We start from the raw sequence: 18,509 nt of genomic DNA on the forward strand, positions 1-18,509 counted from the left end.
AAAAGATATGATTAGTTTGAACATTGAAAAGACTTTTGGATTCATCTCCAAAGAATCGGTTTCTGCCTATGAAGCTCAGGTTAAAGCCGCACAGGAAGCGCTGGAAAACGGCACAGGTAAAGGTAATGACTTTCTGGGGTGGTTGCATTTGCCCTCTTCTATCAGCAAAGAGCATCTGGCTGACCTGAAGGCTACTGCACAAGTATTGAGAGACAACTGTGAAGTGGTGATCGTAGCCGGTATCGGCGGAAGTTACCTGGGCGCCCGTGCGGTGATCGAGGCATTGTCAAACAGCTTCACCTGGTTGCAGGAAAAGAAAACAGCTCCGGTCATCATCTATGCCGGCCATAATATCGGTGAAGATTATCTGTATGAACTGACAGAATTCCTGAAAGACAAGAAATTCGGTGTGATCAATATCTCCAAATCCGGTACGACTACAGAGACAGCTTTGGCGTTCCGCTTGCTGAAGAAGCAATGCGAAGACCAACGCGGCAAAGAGATGGCCAAAAAAGTAATCGTTGCCGTTACAGATGCAAAGAAAGGCGCAGCCCGCGTCACCGCAGATAAAGAAGGATACAAATCATTCATTATCCCTGACAACGTCGGAGGACGTTTTTCTGTACTGACTCCGGTAGGTTTGCTGCCTATTGCAGTAGCCGGATTCGACATTGAAAAACTGGTAGCAGGTGCCGCCGATATGGAAAAGACTTGTGGAGCCGAGGTTCCTTTTGCGGAAAATCCCGCAGCAATCTATGCCGCTACCCGCAATGAACTGTATAAAAGTGGAAAGAAGATAGAAATTCTTGTAAACTTCTGTCCGAAACTACACTACGTGAGTGAATGGTGGAAGCAGCTTTACGGAGAATCTGAAGGAAAAGACAACAAAGGTATCTTCCCGGCAGCAGTAGACTTCTCTACAGACCTGCACTCGATGGGTCAGTGGATTCAGGAAGGCGAACGCACAATCTTCGAAACAGTGATCTCTGTAGACAAAGTGAATCATAAGCTGGAAGTTCCTTCGGACGAAGCTAACCTGGACGGTTTAAACTTCCTGGCAGGCAAACGTGTAGACGAAGTGAACAAGATGGCCGAACTGGGAACTCAATTGGCTCATGTAGACGGTGGTGTTCCTAACATGCGTATTGTCATTCCTGAACTGAGTGAATACAGCATCGGACAGCTACTCTATTTCTTCGAAAAAGCATGTGGTATCAGTGGTTATCTGCTGGGCGTAAACCCATTCAATCAGCCGGGTGTGGAAGCATACAAAAAGAATATGTTTGCTTTGCTAAACAAGCCGGGATATGAAGAAGAATCAAAAGCAATCCGGGCGAAACTGTAAAAAGCTATAAAATTACCGATATATAAAAAGAGCGATGCTTCCAACAGCATCGCTCTTTTTATATATCGGGCCATCCAATTAATCTGTTTGATTCTCGGAAGTTTTAATTTCCAGTTCATACTTAGCTCCCTCGCAATTGACGGGCTTGGAAAAAAGGTAAAACTTAAGTTTCACTCCGTCCTCGGTGACTTGCTGCACCTTTGCCCGCAGCCCCACTTTAGTCTGAGAGACTCCATCTTTAAAACCTAATTTACCATTATCCTTATCCGTGAACTCCTTATCATTACTGAGAGCTTCTTCCGGCAATTCATTAAAATCAATCGCCACAGCGTTTACCTCACTGCCCAAAGTCTCTTCCTTCACCAGAAACGTATTTAGTTCTTCTCCGTTTCCATCCAGTTTCAGCGAAATTTCAAGTTCATCATCTACTTTTAGAGGGGGTAATGCCTCCATTTGCCGGGCATAATCCATCTCTCCGTCATTGATATAAAGCCCTTCCATTTCGATTGTAGGACTGGGGACAGAATCTTTGCAAGCAGTAGTCAGCAAGCATAACGACAGTAAAGGAAAAAATAGTTTTCTCATGCAATCATATCACTTTATAGATTTTGCAAAAATACATATTCTGTTCGATTCACCAAAATAATCGTATCTTTGCACTCCAAATCAATAGGTATATATCATGTTTCAGGAAGCAATTACGCAATATCTCAAACAAAATCATTATCAATCCATTCAGTTGAAATCCGCACTTTTCGATATGGACGGCGTACTTTTCAACTCCATGCCTTATCACGCCGAAGCATGGCACAAAACGATGGAAGCTCACGGACTTCATTTGAGCAAAGAAGAAGCTTATTTGCACGAAGGCCGCACCGGAGCGGGAACCATCAACATCGTATATCAGCGTCAACTGGGACGCGACGCCACGCCGGAAGAGATAGAGAGTATTTATCATGAAAAGAGCATTGAGTTCAACAAGCATCCCCAAGCCGAACGTATGCCGGGTGCCTGGGAATTACTACAAAAAATTAAATCTGAAGGTATCATTCCGACTGTAGTCACCGGATCCGGACAAGCTTCATTATTAGACAGACTTGAACACAATTTTCCGGGAATGTTCCGACAAGAACTGATGGTAACTGCTTTCGACGTCAAATACGGAAAACCGAATCCGGAACCCTATCTGATGGCACTGGAAAAGGGAGGATTAAAGCCTTATGAAGCCATTGTTATTGAAAATGCCCCTTTGGGAGTAGAGGCCGGACACAAAGCCGGAATATTCACCATTGCTGTTAATACCGGTCCATTGGATGGGCAGGTACTGTTAAACTCCGGAGCCGATTTACTCTTTCCTTCCATGCAAGCTCTATGTGAGTCATGGGAAGCGTTAGCCCGGTTCTTACATTAACCGCCCCTTAAAACAACAATAGCTGATAATTAAATAATTATCAGCTATATCTTTGTACTCCCGAAGGGAATCAAACCCTTATCTTAGGTACCGGAAACCTACATTCTATTCGTTGAACTACAGGAGCATTGTTTTATGCGACGACAAAAGTATAAAAAAACTTCGCATTTTCCTAATGATTCACCATTTTTTGTAGTATCTATCTACCGAACGCCATATCCTCAAATATTATTTTGCAACTCTTATGCTACATAAAACGATCAATTTGATAACATTTTAGCCAATTATTCGTACAGATATAGATATTATTCATATCTTTGCCGACAAATAACAATCAATAAACCTATGAGTTACCTAATAAAACCTCAGAATTATAAACCTTTGCTTGACCTGAAACAGACAGAATTGGGCATCAAACAAATTAAAGAGTTCTTCCAGTTGAATCTTTCATCGGAATTACGTCTGCGACGTGTGACAGCTCCACTCTTTGTGCTCAAAGGAATGGGTATCAATGATGATTTGAATGGCATAGAACGTCCTGTCTCATTTCCTATTAAAGACTTGGGTGATGCACAAGCTGAAGTAGTCCACTCACTTGCTAAATGGAAACGACTTACTTTGGCAGATTATCACATTGAACCGGGTTATGGTATCTATACGGATATGAACGCAATTCGTTCGGACGAAGAACTGGGTAACCTGCATTCACTTTATGTAGACCAGTGGGACTGGGAACGGGTAATTACTGCCGAGGACCGCAATGCAGACTTCCTTAAGGAGATTGTCAACCGTATCTATGCCGCCATGATCCGTACGGAATATATGGTATACGAAATGTATCCGCAGATCAAACCTTGCCTGCCACAAAAGTTACACTTCATCCACTCTGAAGAATTACGCCAGTTATATCCGGATATGGAACCTAAATGCCGTGAACATGCCATCTGTAAAAAGTATGGAGCCGTATTTATCATTGGTATCGGTTGCAAACTGAGTGATGGTAAAAAACATGACGGACGTGCTCCGGACTATGACGACTATACCAGCAAAGGGCTGAACGACTTACCTGGCCTGAACGGTGACCTGTTATTATGGGACGATGTACTACAACGTTCCATTGAATTGTCTTCCATGGGTATCCGTGTGGATAAAGAAGCTCTTTTGCGCCAAGTAAAACAAGAAAATCAAGAACAAAGACTGGAACTCTATTTCCATAAGAGATTATTGGATGATACCCTTCCACTCTCTATCGGTGGAGGTATCGGTCAGTCACGCTTATGCATGTTCTATTTGCGCAAAGCGCATATCGGTGAGATTCAAGCAAGTATCTGGCCTGAAGAAATGCGTCGTGAATGTACAGCCCTTAATATACACCTTATTTAATAGCCTATGAACGTACAAATAGAAGAGAGCTGGAAAGCTCATTTACAACCAGAATTTGAGAAAGACTACTTCCGCACACTGACCGAATTTGTCAGAAGCGAATATAGCCAGTACCAGATCTTTCCTCCTGGAAAGTTGATATTCAACGCATTCAATTTATGTCCCTTTGACAAAGTAAAAGTAGTCATTATCGGACAAGACCCTTACCACGGTCCCGGACAGGCACATGGTCTTTGTTTCTCGGTAAATGATGGAGTAGCCTTTCCACCTTCTTTGGTGAATATATTCAAAGAAATAAAAGAAGATATTGGTACGGCAACTCCTCCCACTGGTAATCTGACACGGTGGGCTGAACAAGGTGTCCTGTTGCTCAACGCTACTTTGACAGTACGTGCCCATCAGGCCGGTTCGCACCAACGCCACGGATGGGAAGAATTTACAGATGCTGCTATCCGTGTTCTGGCGGAAGAAAGAGAAAATCTGGTATTCATCCTATGGGGAAGTTATGCACAGAAGAAAGGTGCCTTTATTGATCGTAACAAGCATTTGGTACTTAGTTCGGCACACCCTTCTCCCCTCTCTGCCTACAACGGCTTCTTTGGGAATAAGCATTTCAGCAAAACGAATGAATACTTGAAAATCCACGGAAAAACAGAGATAAACTGGTAGTGAAGACAGCCATCTATGAACGATAAACGGTGAACAATTTACGCTTTCGTGCTACAAATTGTTCACCGTTTATCGTTCATAGATATTTATTAATACCACTGGATGTTGCTTTGAGTCTGGCTTCTCTTATCCCACTTCAAATCACGCAGGATACTGGCCGTTGCACGGATCGTAAAGTTATAATAGCGATAACGTCCGAAAGGAGAAATACTGGCGGACATATTAAAACAGTGCAAATCACGAGTAATCGTACAAGAGGTCTGAGTGATCTCCTTCGCTTCGAAATCATATCCGGAATTGAATGTAAACGACCAGTTATTGGAAATCTTCAGATTACCCGACATATTGATATTTTGCGTATACTTAAACGGATAACGCATGGTATTACGGTTGATCGGCTTACTACGGTCCTCACTAATACGGAACGAATAGTTAACATTCAGTGACCATGGCATCTTGAAAACCTGATATCCGTCACTGTCTGCCTGTGCTTTCTCAACTTTCTTTTCAGTAACCACTTCGTCACCGGTTGAATCTCCTCCCTCGTCGTCAGCACTATCCTTTTTCTTTTTTTGATCGCTATCTTTATCTTTTCCGAACAACTTCTTCCAAGTATCATTGTTAAAAGTATAGTTGATAGAAGATCCCCATCCCTGGAATCGTCCGAAACGTCCGTAAGACCATTCTGTACGATCACCGACTATTACATTACCCGACTTATCGAATGTATAAGCATAAGTGGCAAACACCGCATTCATGTTCAGCGTATAGTTATTAAACTTTTTAAACTTCATACGCAAACGCATATTCAGGTTACTCCACGGCTGTTTCTTTGCCGCCATATTATAAGAAAGATTAAAGCCTATCTCATCGATCAGACTTATTTTCATAAGAGAATCCTTCTTGTTACGGTATTTCATTTCCAGGTTGTTCGATACATCGAAACTAACCGTTCCAGACTTTTCACGCGGAGCCGTACCAAACTGCTGGCTGGAATAAGGAGAGTAATATTGGTCATTACCGTCTGCATCACGGTAGTATTCCCAAAACTGTCCGAAGCTTGGAGAACCATTCAACGAAATCTGCGGTGTAAAGACGTGACGAATCTGTATTTCCTTTTTCTTCATAAACAGAGGTTGATACATACCATACATCTTTGTGCTCAACGACAAACTGGCCGAATAATTAAATACCCGGTAGAACCCATGAATCGTATCGCCGGGGTGTGTATCCCATTTCTGAGTAGTTTCATCATAGCTCTTCATCACCTTACGGGTATACCAACGCTCTGTATAATTGAATGAAGGCACTACCTGCAAATACTTGAAAAGAGTAAAGGTGGCCTGCACTGGAATGTTATGCTGCATCGCATTCTCCCACTCTCTAAAACCTGCTTTAAACAAGCGGTCATCTTTAGTTTTCAAGCTGTTGGTCAGACGCCCCGAGTAACGCAAGGAAATCTTTTCGTACCAACGCTCTTCACCTACCGCACGTTTGCGTTTAAAAGGGAAAATAGTACTAAGAGTGATATTCAAGTCAGGCAAAGTGACAGCTATTGAAGAATCACGCATGGTCTGGGCTATGTTGAAAGTACCTGCAAGCGTCAGTTTCTGATCCGGAAAACTGCGAGAGTAACTGACACTCGAAGTTTTCGTATTCTGAGTCATCAGCTGAGAATTATAAAGGTTATTGATATTGGTACGCTCATAACTACTGGTCGCGAAATTCACACTTGCCGAGAAAGTACTGTTCGGACTGGCCTTCTGGTCTTGCCGATGATTCCATACAATCTTAAAGTCTTTGGCAACCGAATAGTCAGCCAATCCCTTATCTCCCAATTTAGTAACCTGATAGCCAGCCTGTAACGAACCGGAATATTTATAACGTTTATTGTAATTAGTCTCCAGATTACCGGCCCATGACCCCTTCGTAAATATATCTCCGGTCAACTTAAGATCCATTATATCGCTGATGGCAAAATAATAACCACCTCCCGTCAATCCGAAACCACGACTGGAATCGTCCATGTAGCTTGGCATCACAAAACCTGAAGAGTAACTGCTGGAGAAAGGAAAGAAAAAGAAAGGTACAGCCAATGGCAACGGTACATCTTCTACCACCAAATAGGCAGGCCCAGTCACCACATTCTTCTTGGGACGAACTTTGGCCTTGGTCAACTGCATGTAGAAGTGTGGATGATCGTGATGATCACAGGTCGTATAACGTCCGTTTTCCATAAACAGTTCATCATTAGCTCCTTTCTTGGCATTATTACCCACAACATATCCTTCACCCTGCTGAGTTACAACGTTATTGATAAATCCTTTTTTACTTTTGAAATTATACCGGATTGCTTTGGTTTCATAAGGCGTATCGCCATCCTTAAACACAGGTTTGCCTTGTTCAACCCCTAACGAATCAGTCACACCACGAGCATACACCGTACTGCTATCCATATTCATGGTGATGATCTGTGCTCCCAATTCTATTTTTTCATAATTCACTTTACCATCGCCATACAGATGTGCAAAGCCACCTTCGGTAAAAACAATGGAATCGTTAGCCGAATAGACCACAGGGGCATCCAGAGGTTGTTTCTTCTTCCTGGCAGATTGCAACGACAAGGTATCAGCCTTCAACGTGTCTGCTTTTAATGAATCAGTTTGCTGGGGCGAATAAGTGATAGGCCCCTTCACCTCTCTGACACGGCGACGTTGAGCCATCGCTTCATCCGGAAGCATCAAGAGGATCAATAATAGTATAAATGATAGTATTGTATTTGCTTTCAATGGCGTCATTAACTAATAGTTTACGCTTGAAGGGGCAAAAGTACACAATCTTCACCAAATATACTTGAGAATCTTGATTTTTAATTCTTTTTTAGGCACTAAAGAAACAGCTCACACCAATTGTTAAAGCGTCGAAGTCCTTCGTCACCGTACCGGGCAATACTTTTACGGGCATCTTGCACCGATTTTTCACGATCAAGATGTGTTTTCGAAAAGAATTTATCAGCAAAGCAAATCACTTGTTCTTCTATACTGACCGGCAACATTTCACGATGCGGAATAGGAAGCTGCTGTTTAATAATCTCTTCCAGTGAAAGTCCCGCACCGGTATGACGCTCACAAACCAAAGCATGTCGCGGAAAACCTTCTTTGCGCACCAGCTCGGCTCCCAGATATCCATGACAAATATATGGCTCCTTACCCAAACACTTAATGCCCGGAGCATGTGTCAGAAAAATTCCGAGATCATGCAACATGGCAGCTTCGTTCAGAAAAGTAGTATCAAGGTTCAACTCCGGGTGCTTATCGGCTATCCATAATGCCTTATCGGCAACCGAACGACTGTGAACCAACAATATATTTCTTAACTCATTATCCTGAGGATAATATTTATCAATTAAATCAAGCGCTCCCATATTCTATTCACTTTTTATAATTTCCGGCTTGCTCATTCCTTATTCAGTAAGCAAATTCACACTGTTTATCTTATCAATTTCACGCATTTATCAACAGTTTTTAGTTTGTTATTCAGTTCAATCTGCAACTGTGGTTCCATCAGTTCACAATTGCGATCTCTTTGAATCACAGCCGTGGTCTCAAGAAGGCACGTACATAAATCGAAAGAAGCAATACGTCAAAACATTAGCCATCCCATGACAAACACTGACAAACAGGCAAAAAGCAACTTAATAAACCGATTTCTTCTGAAGAAGAAACATACAGCCGACTGCGAAAGTTTACGTAAGAGCAAAGATAGCAACAGTTTTTCAATCAGGAATGAAGATTATCAAAAGAATTGATTGTATATTTGTGCTTTTCATACAGTAAAAGTAAGCAAACTAAAACTAATTTGAAAAACAATCCAATAATTATCCTTATGACAAAACCATCTTACAAACAATGGTTAGCAACCTGTGCTTTCACCGGCGCATTACTGCTGACGGGCTGTAGCCCCACTCCCGCTACCAGAGATGTTTCTATTGTACCGTTGCCAAACAAAGTGCAACAGAACCATGGTGCGTTTGTATTAACCCCAAACACCATCATCGGTACCACCAATCCAGAACTGCTTCCAGCAGCAGAGTACCTGAAAGGTATTCTGTCAGTAGCCACCGGATATAACATCCAGGTGAAAGAAGGCAAAGGAAACATCACTCTTTCTACCGCTGCCATAGAAGGCAAGGAGGGGGCATATACGCTCACCGCAAAACCCGATCAAATAGAGATTACGGGAAATTCTTATAACGGTGTGATAGCCGGTATCGAATCACTCCGCCAGTTATTTCCACCTCAGATTGAATCGAAGCAGATGGTGGACAGCGTGACATGGGCCATACCCGCCGTACAGATTGAAGATGCCCCGCGCTTCGAATGGCGTGGTATTATGCTCGACGTATCCCGCCACTTCTATACCAAAGAAGAAGTAAAAGAACTGCTTGACGTAATGGCACTTTATAAAATGAATAAGTTCCACTGGCACCTGACAGATGACCAGGGATGGCGCATTGAAATCAAAAAATATCCGTTACTCACCGAAAAAGGAGCTTGGCGTACGTTCAATTCACACGACCGGTCATGCATGGAACTGGCTAAATCGGAAGATAACCCCGATTACCGGATTCCGGTAAACAAGCTTCGCATTGTGGAAGGTGACACGCTGTATGGCGGATATTATACACAAGAGGATATAAAAGAAGTAATAGAATATGCCAAAGTACGCGGCATCGATATTGTTCCCGAAATCGATATGCCGGGTCACATGCTGGCAGCCGTCAGCAATTATTCCGGAGTAGCCTGTACAGACAAAGTAGGTTGGGGAAGCACTTTCTCCTCTCCTGTTTGCCCCGGAAAAGAATCGGCAATAGAGTTTTGTAAAAACATATATAGCGAACTGATAGACCTGTTCCCTTATAAATACGTGCACATCGGCGGCGATGAAGTGGAAAAGACAAACTGGAAAAAATGTCCCGACTGCCAGAAACGTATGCGAGACAACCAATTGAAGACAGAAGAAGAACTGCAAGCCTGGTTTATCCATAACATGGAAAAGTTTTTCAACTCAAAAGGCAAAGAGATGATCGGTTGGGACGAAATCATCGAAGGTGGATTAAGCCCGACTGCTACCGTCATGTGGTGGAGAAGCTGGGTCAAGGATGCTCCGCAAAAGACTACCCAACAGGGCAACCCAATCATCTTCTCCCCCAACAGCCAGTTCTACCTGGATTATCAGCAAGATAAGAATTCTGTACGCAACATTTACGATCTCGACCTGACGATCGAGGGAGCGACTCCTGAACAACAAGGACTGATCAAAGGCGTACAGGGAAACATTTGGTGCGAATGGATTCCCTCACGCGAACGGATGCAATACATGGCTATTCCACGTCTGTTGGCCATTGCCGAATTGGGATGGAGCCAGGCTTCGCAGAAAGACTGGAATACCTTTGCACAACGGTTGGCCAATCAGTTCGAACGCCTCAACATCATGGGTATCAATTATCGTATCCCCGATCTGGAAGGTTTCCACCGCAACAACGCTTTCATTGGTGAGGGAAGTGTTAGTGTGACTTGCCTGGATCCGAGTGCAGATATTCGTTATACTACCGACGGAAGCATTCCGACGCTGCAATCATCCAGATACGAAGGTCCTATCCCAGTGAAAGAAACAACCGATTTTACCTTCCGTACGTTCCGTCCTAACGGGAAAGCCGGTGATATCGCACGTACGCGTTTCATTAAGAGCGAATATGCTCCAGCCACAACTACCACTCCTTCCAACAAAGGTCTGGAAGCTGAATGGTATGAATTTAAAGGCAGCAAATGCGATGACATCCCCAAAGCTCCACTGAACGGAACTTATGTCATTGAGAAAATAATGATCCCAGAAAAAGCAAAGGGAAACATCGGTTTGGTAATCAAGGGATTTATCAATGCTCCGAAAGATGACATTTACACTTTTGCCCTGCTGTCTGATGACGGCAGTACCTTACTGATAGACGGTGAAGAAGTCATCAACAACGACGGACCGCACGGACCGCGCGAAGTGATTGGACAGAAAGCATTGGCCAAAGGATACCACCCAATAGAAGTACGATACTTTGACCAAAACGGTGGACAACTGAAAATGACTGTAACAGGTAGCGAAGGAAATGAAATTCCGACAAACGACTTGTTCGCACACTAAAGATTCGGGTCAACGAACAAAACTTCATTAATATGCCATAGATTACATTGAAGGTAGAACTGACAGATTATCTACATTTAGTGTAATCTATGGCTTATATAAAAAGGATGCCGGATTCTGATGCCGACACTGATGACTCCGCATAAAAAACACATAAATTCACAAGAACTAATTGAATTATAACATATACTACTATGGCAAGACTAAAGCTCGACATTCTTACTTGTACAATTTATTTTTCAATGACTGCCTTTTCACAAACAACCACTTCTTTAAGGTCGAAAATATTAGCATTAGACGATTATCAGGACGCTCCACAACTGTGGAAACTGTATAACGATTCTTCTTCTGTGATGGATGAAGCAACCCGGTTACATGCAAAAGTATCATTGAATTATTATTTTAATCGCCCCGACGAAATGCTTCAATGCGTAGACTCTCTCCTCACTCTATATCCGGAAGAGTGTACTCCGGAACAAAAGTTGGCCTATTGTTATGCCAAAACAGAGAAACTTCTGGAAAAAGGGAACTACAGACAACTCAATTCCTGGTGGCAGACCTTGCGCAAAGATAAAAAGCTCTACCAAGCGATAGAAAGAAAAGGAAACTTCCTTTGTTCAGAAAAAATAATCCAAGGTTTATTGGAAAAAAATAATTTCCGGATAGATTTTCCAGGAACATCCTGTACACTTCCTACAAGTTATACATATCCGTTAATACTCTCAATGACAATAAATGAAACCGAATTGCCTAACACCATCTTCGATACAGGAGCACCCTATACTTTTCTCACTCAGGAGATGGCACGCAAATGTAACGTGACATGTATAGGAGATACCATATCCGTAAACAGCATGTTCGGTACTTCACAAGCCACCACCGGTTTCGTAGAGACTTTACAATTGGGTAATATCACTTTCCACAACACGGTAGTCCATGTTTCTCTTGTTGAAAAGGATCCTATCTTTTCCGGTCACGACGCCATCTTAGGAATAAAAGAACTCCGGAGAATCTCTAAAATAGAATTCGAATTTGGCAAATTAACTTTCAGAAAAGAGGAGCAAAGGCAGCCCATCGATCCTAATATATGTTTCGCAGAAACCGGTTGTATTTTTCTATTCGCGAACAACCGGAGTTATCTATTAGACACAGGCGGAGAAGGAAGTTTCATACACACACCGGACACGGCTTCCGTCAAAGTGATGGACGTGAATGATTGTCCGGTACAATTCTTCAATACATATACAGCGGATTCCATAACCAGACAATCCGGATTATTAGGGTTCCCATTCTTCTACGGATTCGAAACCTGTACACTCAACTTCGACCGTATGAACTTCTCCGGCAAAGATTATCAGTTACGTAAAAATTATTCGGAATATATCAATAGCGGAGACATTATGGGCTTGGATGCTCAATATGAACGGATAGAGAAAACTACCGACGAAATAGGCAGATGGCTTACCAATGCATTTATCGGGTTTATGAAAAATAATCCGGAAAGCTGTATCCACTACACAGACAGTTTGTTAGGCAAATACCAACAGGAGCTTGGGGGAAGTATACTTTCTGTACTCAACCTGCGTGCCGCTTCATTAGCCTATCTGGGAATGTATAAAGAGGCAGGCGAATTAATGAAAATCTGTGCACAAGCTGTCCCTGACATAATAAACGGATACAATAAATGCGTAGCTTTAGAGCCTTTCGGGGCACAGCGGCTCATTTGGACAAAACCGGAAGTATCTATCAGTACTACTCTTGACGAAAAAGGACTTTTAGTAAGGGGAAAGATAAATGAAATAAAAAGTAAACTCTACTTTGCTCCAGACCACAGTTTTTCAAGCATATCGGAAGCCGATGCCCAGAAACTTAAAATGAAAATCATTGAATTTGAAGACAGTACTGGTAAAGGTGGCAAGAAGCGCATGGCAATAGCCGATGAATTGAGGTTAGGTGACCTATTGATAAACAATGTACAGTTCGACATCGCAGAGGAAACAGAAATTGTATTAGGGAACACTTTCATACGCCTGCTTCCTCAGTTTTCTATTGAAAATCAAAGGATCGTATTGGTACAACACCCTCAGACCTATCCCAATGCCAAACAATACCCGCTACTGTTGATAAACTATACATTCTGTTTCCGTGATCCGGACGACAATACAAAACGGTATTCGATAGGTAATCCCACTCCCAATGCCCAACAGATTTCTTTGCAGGAATTAAGCAGAGCAAACAAAAAAGTAGTATTCGATGTAGAGCACATGAAACTATCAGAACTTAACTAAATTCAGAAAGTGAGAGTGTGTTCTATAACTGATAAAAAATAAAATACATCATAAAGCAATTGAAACCCGCATGTGCAAACACGGCTCCCCAAATGGAATTACAAAACTGCTTACATCTGAAAAAAATTTGGCTGACTACGAACATGGATAAAACCCAAAGAATAGCCGGGAAAGGAAGAAATTGCCAAATACCAGAAACATAAACAATACCAAAATGGGCAACATGGGTAACAGCGAAGGCCAATGAATCTAAAACAGAGGCCTTCGACTCACCAAACCTTTGAACAAAACTGCCATGTATCACCCCACGGTATAGAAACTCTTCCCCTATCGGGCTAAATATCATACTTGGAATAACAGCTATCCAAAAATAAAGCTGCTTATCAGGTCCTGAAATGAATGCCCCGGGATTATTCCCTCCTATATATACAAACGCGTTATCTATTGTTTTATCATATAATAAAAAGAAAAGGGCAAATATAACAGCACAAGACATCCCTCCCGCAATAAAAGACAAAAACAAACGTCCACAGTGATCAGGCTTCCTTATGCCAATACATTTTCGTCCGTATCCGGTAAGGAAAATAAAGGGTACAAACCACATGGCTAAAAAAACAAACATCACTATACCATAACTTCTTGTCACGTAAGATTGCAGGACAATAACAAACCGGGGAACACCGAATAATAAAATCAGGAACAGACCAAAAGCCCAATCATAATGAAAATAACGATTCCAGAAAGCTCGCAATATTTTATCCATAATCCAATATTTTATAGTTCGGTCCCACCGGATAGAGGGCACTTTAAATTCTTTATCTCCACTGTACATTATACCGGCTATAGATATACCAAACTAAATATACTCTTATAATTAATAACGGGGTAATAAGATAGTAAGAAAACAAAAATATTCACCGAATAATGAGCCTGATACACAAAGGTAACAAAAGGTAGCCAATCATAAAAACAAAGCTGGTAAAAAGAAAAAGATTGTTTTTCTTTTTACTACCACAGATATTTTGGCTCCAATAGAAGTAAGGTTTAGTTTGCTATATAGACAAAGGAATATACTAAACTTGTGGCAAACCTGTAAATGCCAGAAGTATCTCTAAAGATCAGCTGAGAAAGTGATATGTTTTTGGTAAACTCGTGCATGCTCCCCCCACGGATGATAGCAATCTCCTATATATTCAAAACAGAAATGTTCGTAATAGCCTATATGTTTCGTACACAAATATAAATCCCCAAATCCCAATTGTCGGGTATCTTTTTCTACGGTTTCGATTAATAATCTTCCATAATTATGTCCTCTATATCGTTCCTCTATGAATAAGGCAACCAGCCACGGATACAAATCCATTCGTGAATTAAAATCATTTGTTGCAAGTCCGGCACAACCTATTATTTCTTCGTTATCCATCAGAAGATAGAACTGTGGTAAGGGAGATTCTGACACCACACAGGTTCTAAAACAGTTGTCATAGACCATTTTACTGTTTTCGTCAGCCCATTTACTTTGGAAATAAGCAATCGCTTCCTCTAAATATTGAGGATTCTTTCGCAATGAAACAATATCCATAATTACATCCTTATTTATTTTCTGACAACATCGCCAGTATAGTAATCCAGTAATAAGTAGGAAAAAGGAAAAACAAAGGGACAAACAAAGTCCAACAGCTTCAAATCGGTATCTTACATTCTCTATTTCATATCATTCTTTCTCTTTTTCCACAATTGCCAGCTATTAATAATGTTTTGCCATAAAACATAACTCCCCGGTCCCACAGCCGAAAGTGGATTCAGATAAGTATGAGCCATCCAAATGGCAAGAATCGTATTCTTCTGCCCCAAAGCTTGTCCTCCACTGATTCGGTCATTATAGACACTACCCAAGGTTTTCCCTAAAAAGAATTGCAAGCAACAAGTTATCAAAGCAACTACTGCAATCATGATTTCCGTCAGTCCGTCCGCCGGATCGTTAATCAGCGAATAAATAGTTTGTGCCGTTACGATGGCAAGAGAAATACCCCACAAATAAAATGCTAATTCGTGATAGCTTAACAATACCTGATGAACTTTGGGAATGAACTTCTGCAGAAACCAGGCCACCAGAAAAGGACAAATCAACAATGGAAAGACTTTACTCAAAATAACCAGAAATGCATCTATAAAACTAATATCCGGATTTGCCTCTATTAACGGAAAGAAAATAGGAACTGCAACAGCTGCCCCAATATTTGCAATCAACGTATAAGTAGTCAGACTGGCAGCACTTCCACCCAATTTAGAAGTAATGACCGCCGCTGCCGTAGCTGTAGGACAAATGACACAAACCATTGCTCCCTCCGCTACAATTTTATTAAAACGATAAAGAAGAAGATAAACCGCCAATGAACCGAATATCTGGATCAACAAAAGCCACAAATGTAAGGGTTTAGGCTTTAGATCACAAGGAGATACTTTACAAAAAGTAAGCAGTAACATAGTGAAAATCAGTATCGGAGTCAAAAAAGAAAGGCTGATAAATACAGGATAACCAATGGCGCCTAACAACATCGCTACCGGAAGCGTCCAATTTTTCAAGAACTTCAGCATCGTTATATCATTTAAATTTCGAGTGCAAAGTAAGGTAAAAAACTCAAAACTTAACACTAAATAGTGAGTTTTCAACAAAATTCTGCTACATTTGCACATTATTTTTATATGGAACTACGTAGACCACACATATTATATATACTGATTTGCCTTTGGCTACTCGTTTCTCCACTAAACGTCGGTAGTACCTGGGCAAAAGATTTTGTTGTCGTTATTGACGCCGGACACGGCGGTCATGATCCCGGAGCCATCGGAAAGATATCTAAAGAAAAAAACATCAATCTGAAGGTAGCATTGAAATTGGGAAATCAGATTAAGCAAAACTGCAACGACGTAAAAGTAGTATATACCCGCAGCAAAGATGTTTTTATACCACTGGATCGCCGTGCCGAAATTGCCAATAATGCCAAAGCCGATCTATTTATTTCAATCCACACCAATGCTTTAGCCAATAACCGGACAGCCAAAGGTGCTTCTACCTGGACATTAGGTCTGGCCAAATCGGATGCCAACCTGGAAGTCGCCAAACGGGAGAACTCTGTAATCCTATATGAAGATGATTATAAAACCCGTTACGCAGGTTTCAACCCTAATTCTGCAGAATCATATATCATCTTCGAATTCATGCAAGATAAATATATGGAGCAGAGTGTGCATCTGGCATCTCTGGTTCAAAAACAGTTTCGCCATCATTGCAAACGGATAGACCGTGGTGTACACCAAGCCGGGTTTCTGGTATTAAAGGCCAGTGCCATGCCAAGTATTCTCGTTGAGCTTGGTTTCATTTCCACTCCTGAAGAGGAACGCTATCTGAATACGGATGAAGGAACTACTACTTTGGCAAGAGGAATCTATCGGGCATTTCTGGCTTATAAAAGAGAACACGAAATCCGTTTGACCGGTGCCAGTCGTACCATTTTGCCAAATGATGACGAAGAAGCTACAGAAGCACCTGTGATTGCACAGACAGATAGTGCACAAGAAAAAGCAGCAGAAAGACCTAAAAACTCTTCACGCCCCAAAGAGTTAATGGCAGAAGCGAAAACTCAACGTCCAATTGTTGCAGAAAGCACAACAAACGACTCCGAAATTACGTTTAAGATACAAATACTTACTTCCTCACGTCCATTGGCCAAAAATGACAAACGACTGAAGGGATTGAAAGACGTAGATTACTATAAAGAAGGCGGAATATACAAATACACTTACGGGGCATCTCCTGATTATAACAAGGTGCTGCGGACGCGCCGTAATACGGTGACTCCATTATTTAAGGATGCTTTCATCATTGCATTCCGCAACGGAGAGAAAATGAATATCAATGAGGCTATAGCCGAATTTAAGAAAAGAAGAAATAAATAAAAAGACTAAATAACAAAACATGAAACTCATTACGAAAGAAGTCAGAATAGGAATAGCAGGTATTGCAGCCTTGTGCTTACTCGTTTTCGGAATTAACTATCTGAAGGGCATTAATATGTTTAAGCCTGCCAGCTATTTTTATGTAAAATTCCATAATGTAAACGGTCTGGCACAGTCCAGCCCGGTATTTGCCGACGGTGTCCGTGTAGGTATTGTCCGTGATATTGCCTATGATTACAACCAACCGGAAAATGTCATCGTGGAAGTAGAAGTAGACACTGATCTTCGCATACCGAAAGGAAGCTCTGCCGAATTGGTGCCCGAACTGATGGGAGGAGTAAGAATGAATATCTTATTGGCTAATAATCCGCGCGAACGTTATATGGTAGGTGATACAATTCCCGGAACTCTGAACAACGGAATGATGGAAAAGGTAGCAGCTATGATGCCCGCCGTAGAAAAGATGCTGCCTAAATTAGATTCTATCCTCACTTCACTGAACACGATTATGGCGGATCAAAGTATCCCGGCAACTCTGCATTCTATTGAAAAGACGACGGCCAATCTGGAAGTTACCAGCCGCCAGCTGAAAGTATTAATGAATAATGATATTCCACAATTAACAGGGAAGCTGAATACCATCGGAGACAACTTTATCGTAATCAGTGGCAATCTGAAAGAAATTGATTATGCCACTACGTTCAAAAAAATAGACGCAACCCTCAGTAACGTAAAAATGCTTACAGAAAAGCTTAACAGCAAAGACAACACCGTTGGTTTGCTGCTAAACGATCCACAATTATACAATAACCTGAACCAAACTACCATCAATGCAGCAAGTTTGCTTGAAGACCTGAAGGAACATCCCAAACGATATGTCCACTTCTCCCTGTTTGGCAAAAAAGATAAGTAGGTGAAACCTCTTAAATAGAATTTATCTAAATAAGCGCCTACAAAACAAGGACAGGATGAAATCCTTTAAAAGTCTATCCATAGACAGAAAGGATATCTGTACCGGCTATCAGGTTCAAGAATAGTATGTGGAAATTTATCTGATAAACAATTAATTAATAAGTAGTTACAAAAAAGCAATAGCTTCCGGCAAGGGGTATTTTACAGGAAAATGATAAGTCATTGAAAGTAAACACATTATTCTTTCAGTGAGAAATACAAGAAAAAAGAGATTTGTTTTTCTCAAATAAGATTCCCAATTTTGCAATCGTAGAAGTTTTGCTTAATTAATAAATGTATTACAGCCGCT

General features: G+C 41.4%; 14 protein-coding genes and 1 tRNA gene. 8 read left to right on the forward strand and 7 right to left on the reverse strand.

Annotation, left to right across the window (positions count from 1 at the left end; genetic code table 11):
• Positions 1 to 7: 7 nt before the first annotated feature.
• The gene (locus R3O62_RS22145; protein WP_005781398.1) at positions 8 to 1,345 is read left to right on the forward strand and encodes a glucose-6-phosphate isomerase; all 1,338 of its coding nucleotides are present in this window, start codon (positions 8 to 10) and stop codon (positions 1,343 to 1,345) included.
• 78 nt (positions 1,346 to 1,423) lie between these two features.
• Here the strand turns inward: R3O62_RS22145 and R3O62_RS22150 are convergent, their stop codons facing one another.
• The gene (locus R3O62_RS22150) at positions 1,424 to 1,930 is read right to left on the reverse strand and encodes a DUF5035 family protein (RefSeq protein WP_165016195.1); all 507 of its coding nucleotides are present in this window, start codon (positions 1,928 to 1,930) and stop codon (positions 1,424 to 1,426) included.
• Between the two features lie 97 nt (positions 1,931 to 2,027).
• Between R3O62_RS22150 and R3O62_RS22155 the strand changes: the two genes are divergently transcribed.
• Positions 2,028 to 2,756 carry an HAD family hydrolase gene (locus tag R3O62_RS22155; protein ID WP_269109916.1) on the forward strand — a complete coding sequence of 243 codons (729 nt, stop codon included), beginning with the start codon at positions 2,028 to 2,030 and terminating at the stop codon, positions 2,754 to 2,756.
• Positions 2,757 to 2,811: 55 nt separating this feature from the next.
• Here R3O62_RS22155 and R3O62_RS22160 read toward each other — a convergent pair.
• A tRNA-Arg gene (locus R3O62_RS22160) sits at positions 2,812 to 2,883 on the reverse strand.
• Positions 2,884 to 3,101: 218 nt separating this feature from the next.
• On the opposite strand from R3O62_RS22160, the gene asnA reads away from it, so the two are divergent.
• Both asnA and ung read left to right on the forward strand, forming a co-directional pair.
• Positions 3,102 to 4,139 (forward strand): aspartate--ammonia ligase, encoded by a 1,038-nt coding sequence (asnA, locus tag R3O62_RS22165; protein WP_005781403.1) that lies wholly within the window; start codon positions 3,102 to 3,104, stop codon positions 4,137 to 4,139.
• 6 nt (positions 4,140 to 4,145) lie between these two features.
• Positions 4,146 to 4,808 carry a uracil-DNA glycosylase gene (gene ung, locus R3O62_RS22170; protein WP_234163962.1) on the forward strand — a complete coding sequence of 221 codons (663 nt, stop codon included), beginning with the start codon at positions 4,146 to 4,148 and terminating at the stop codon, positions 4,806 to 4,808.
• 89 nt (positions 4,809 to 4,897) lie between these two features.
• Here the strand turns inward: ung and R3O62_RS22175 are convergent, their stop codons facing one another.
• Positions 4,898 to 7,606 carry a putative LPS assembly protein LptD gene (locus R3O62_RS22175; protein ID WP_005781407.1) on the reverse strand — a complete coding sequence of 903 codons (2,709 nt, stop codon included), beginning with the start codon at positions 7,604 to 7,606 and terminating at the stop codon, positions 4,898 to 4,900.
• An 89-nt stretch (positions 7,607 to 7,695) separates the two neighbouring features.
• Positions 7,696 to 8,232, reverse strand: coding sequence for an HD domain-containing protein (locus R3O62_RS22180; protein WP_005808444.1), 537 nt, complete (start codon positions 8,230 to 8,232; stop codon positions 7,696 to 7,698).
• Between the two features lie 461 nt (positions 8,233 to 8,693).
• Here R3O62_RS22180 and R3O62_RS22185 point away from each other — a divergent pair, with 461 nt between their 5' ends.
• Entirely contained in the window at positions 8,694 to 11,000 is a 2,307-nt protein-coding gene (locus R3O62_RS22185; RefSeq protein ID WP_186992874.1) for a family 20 glycosylhydrolase, read from the forward strand.
• Positions 11,001 to 11,194: 194 nt separating this feature from the next.
• Positions 11,195 to 13,288, forward strand: a complete 2,094-nt coding sequence (locus R3O62_RS22190) for a retroviral-like aspartic protease family protein (RefSeq protein ID WP_317472519.1) — start codon at positions 11,195 to 11,197, stop codon at positions 13,286 to 13,288.
• Between the two features lie 22 nt (positions 13,289 to 13,310).
• On the opposite strand, the gene R3O62_RS22195 is transcribed toward R3O62_RS22190, so the two are convergent.
• The 3 genes from R3O62_RS22195 to R3O62_RS22205 all read right to left on the reverse strand — a co-directional run bounded on the left by R3O62_RS22195 (position 13,311) and on the right by R3O62_RS22205 (position 15,886).
• Positions 13,311 to 14,051: a CPBP family intramembrane glutamic endopeptidase gene (locus R3O62_RS22195; protein WP_022012171.1), complete on the reverse strand. Its 741-nt coding sequence runs from the start codon at positions 14,049 to 14,051 to the stop codon at positions 13,311 to 13,313.
• Between the two features lie 348 nt (positions 14,052 to 14,399).
• The gene (locus tag R3O62_RS22200; protein ID WP_234163989.1) at positions 14,400 to 14,870 is read right to left on the reverse strand and encodes a GNAT family N-acetyltransferase; all 471 of its coding nucleotides are present in this window, start codon (positions 14,868 to 14,870) and stop codon (positions 14,400 to 14,402) included.
• Positions 14,871 to 14,992: 122 nt separating this feature from the next.
• Positions 14,993 to 15,886: a hypothetical protein gene (locus R3O62_RS22205; RefSeq protein ID WP_005808451.1), complete on the reverse strand. Its 894-nt coding sequence runs from the start codon at positions 15,884 to 15,886 to the stop codon at positions 14,993 to 14,995.
• A gap of 108 nt (positions 15,887 to 15,994) precedes the next feature.
• On the opposite strand from R3O62_RS22205, the gene R3O62_RS22210 reads away from it, so the two are divergent.
• Positions 15,995 to 17,248, forward strand: coding sequence for an N-acetylmuramoyl-L-alanine amidase family protein (locus R3O62_RS22210; protein WP_165016209.1), 1,254 nt, complete (start codon positions 15,995 to 15,997; stop codon positions 17,246 to 17,248).
• Positions 17,249 to 17,267: 19 nt separating this feature from the next.
• On the forward strand, positions 17,268 to 18,161 hold the full coding sequence (locus R3O62_RS22215) for an MlaD family protein (protein ID WP_005781423.1): 894 nt from the start codon (positions 17,268 to 17,270) through the stop codon (positions 18,159 to 18,161).
• The last annotated feature ends 348 nt before the right edge of the window (positions 18,162 to 18,509 follow it).

It is taken from the genome of Bacteroides hominis, assembly GCF_033042785.2.
GTDB lineage: Bacteria > Bacteroidota > Bacteroidia > Bacteroidales > Bacteroidaceae > Bacteroides > Bacteroides hominis.

Excerpts from the sequence above, each read along its gene's own strand:
- R3O62_RS22215 (WP_005781423.1), top strand. The coding sequence starts at position 17,268 with ATGAAACTCATTACGAAAGAAGTCAGAATAGGAATAGCAGGTATTGCA.
- R3O62_RS22200 (WP_234163989.1), bottom strand. The coding sequence starts at position 14,870 with ATGGATATTGTTTCATTGCGAAAGAATCCTCAATATTTAGAGGAAGCG.
- R3O62_RS22210 (WP_165016209.1), top strand. The coding sequence starts at position 15,995 with ATGGAACTACGTAGACCACACATATTATATATACTGATTTGCCTTTGG.
- R3O62_RS22190 (WP_317472519.1), top strand. The coding sequence starts at position 11,195 with ATGGCAAGACTAAAGCTCGACATTCTTACTTGTACAATTTATTTTTCA.
- R3O62_RS22180 (WP_005808444.1), bottom strand. The coding sequence starts at position 8,232 with ATGGGAGCGCTTGATTTAATTGATAAATATTATCCTCAGGATAATGAG.
- R3O62_RS22195 (WP_022012171.1), bottom strand. The coding sequence starts at position 14,051 with ATGGATAAAATATTGCGAGCTTTCTGGAATCGTTATTTTCATTATGAT.
- ung (WP_234163962.1), top strand. The coding sequence starts at position 4,146 with ATGAACGTACAAATAGAAGAGAGCTGGAAAGCTCATTTACAACCAGAA.
- R3O62_RS22150 (WP_165016195.1), bottom strand. The coding sequence starts at position 1,930 with ATGAGAAAACTATTTTTTCCTTTACTGTCGTTATGCTTGCTGACTACT.
- R3O62_RS22155 (WP_269109916.1), top strand. The coding sequence starts at position 2,028 with ATGTTTCAGGAAGCAATTACGCAATATCTCAAACAAAATCATTATCAA.
- R3O62_RS22205 (WP_005808451.1), bottom strand. The coding sequence starts at position 15,886 with ATGCTGAAGTTCTTGAAAAATTGGACGCTTCCGGTAGCGATGTTGTTA.
- asnA (WP_005781403.1), top strand. The coding sequence starts at position 3,102 with ATGAGTTACCTAATAAAACCTCAGAATTATAAACCTTTGCTTGACCTG.
- R3O62_RS22175 (WP_005781407.1), bottom strand. The coding sequence starts at position 7,606 with ATGACGCCATTGAAAGCAAATACAATACTATCATTTATACTATTATTG.
- R3O62_RS22185 (WP_186992874.1), top strand. The coding sequence starts at position 8,694 with ATGACAAAACCATCTTACAAACAATGGTTAGCAACCTGTGCTTTCACC.
- R3O62_RS22145 (WP_005781398.1), top strand. The coding sequence starts at position 8 with ATGATTAGTTTGAACATTGAAAAGACTTTTGGATTCATCTCCAAAGAA.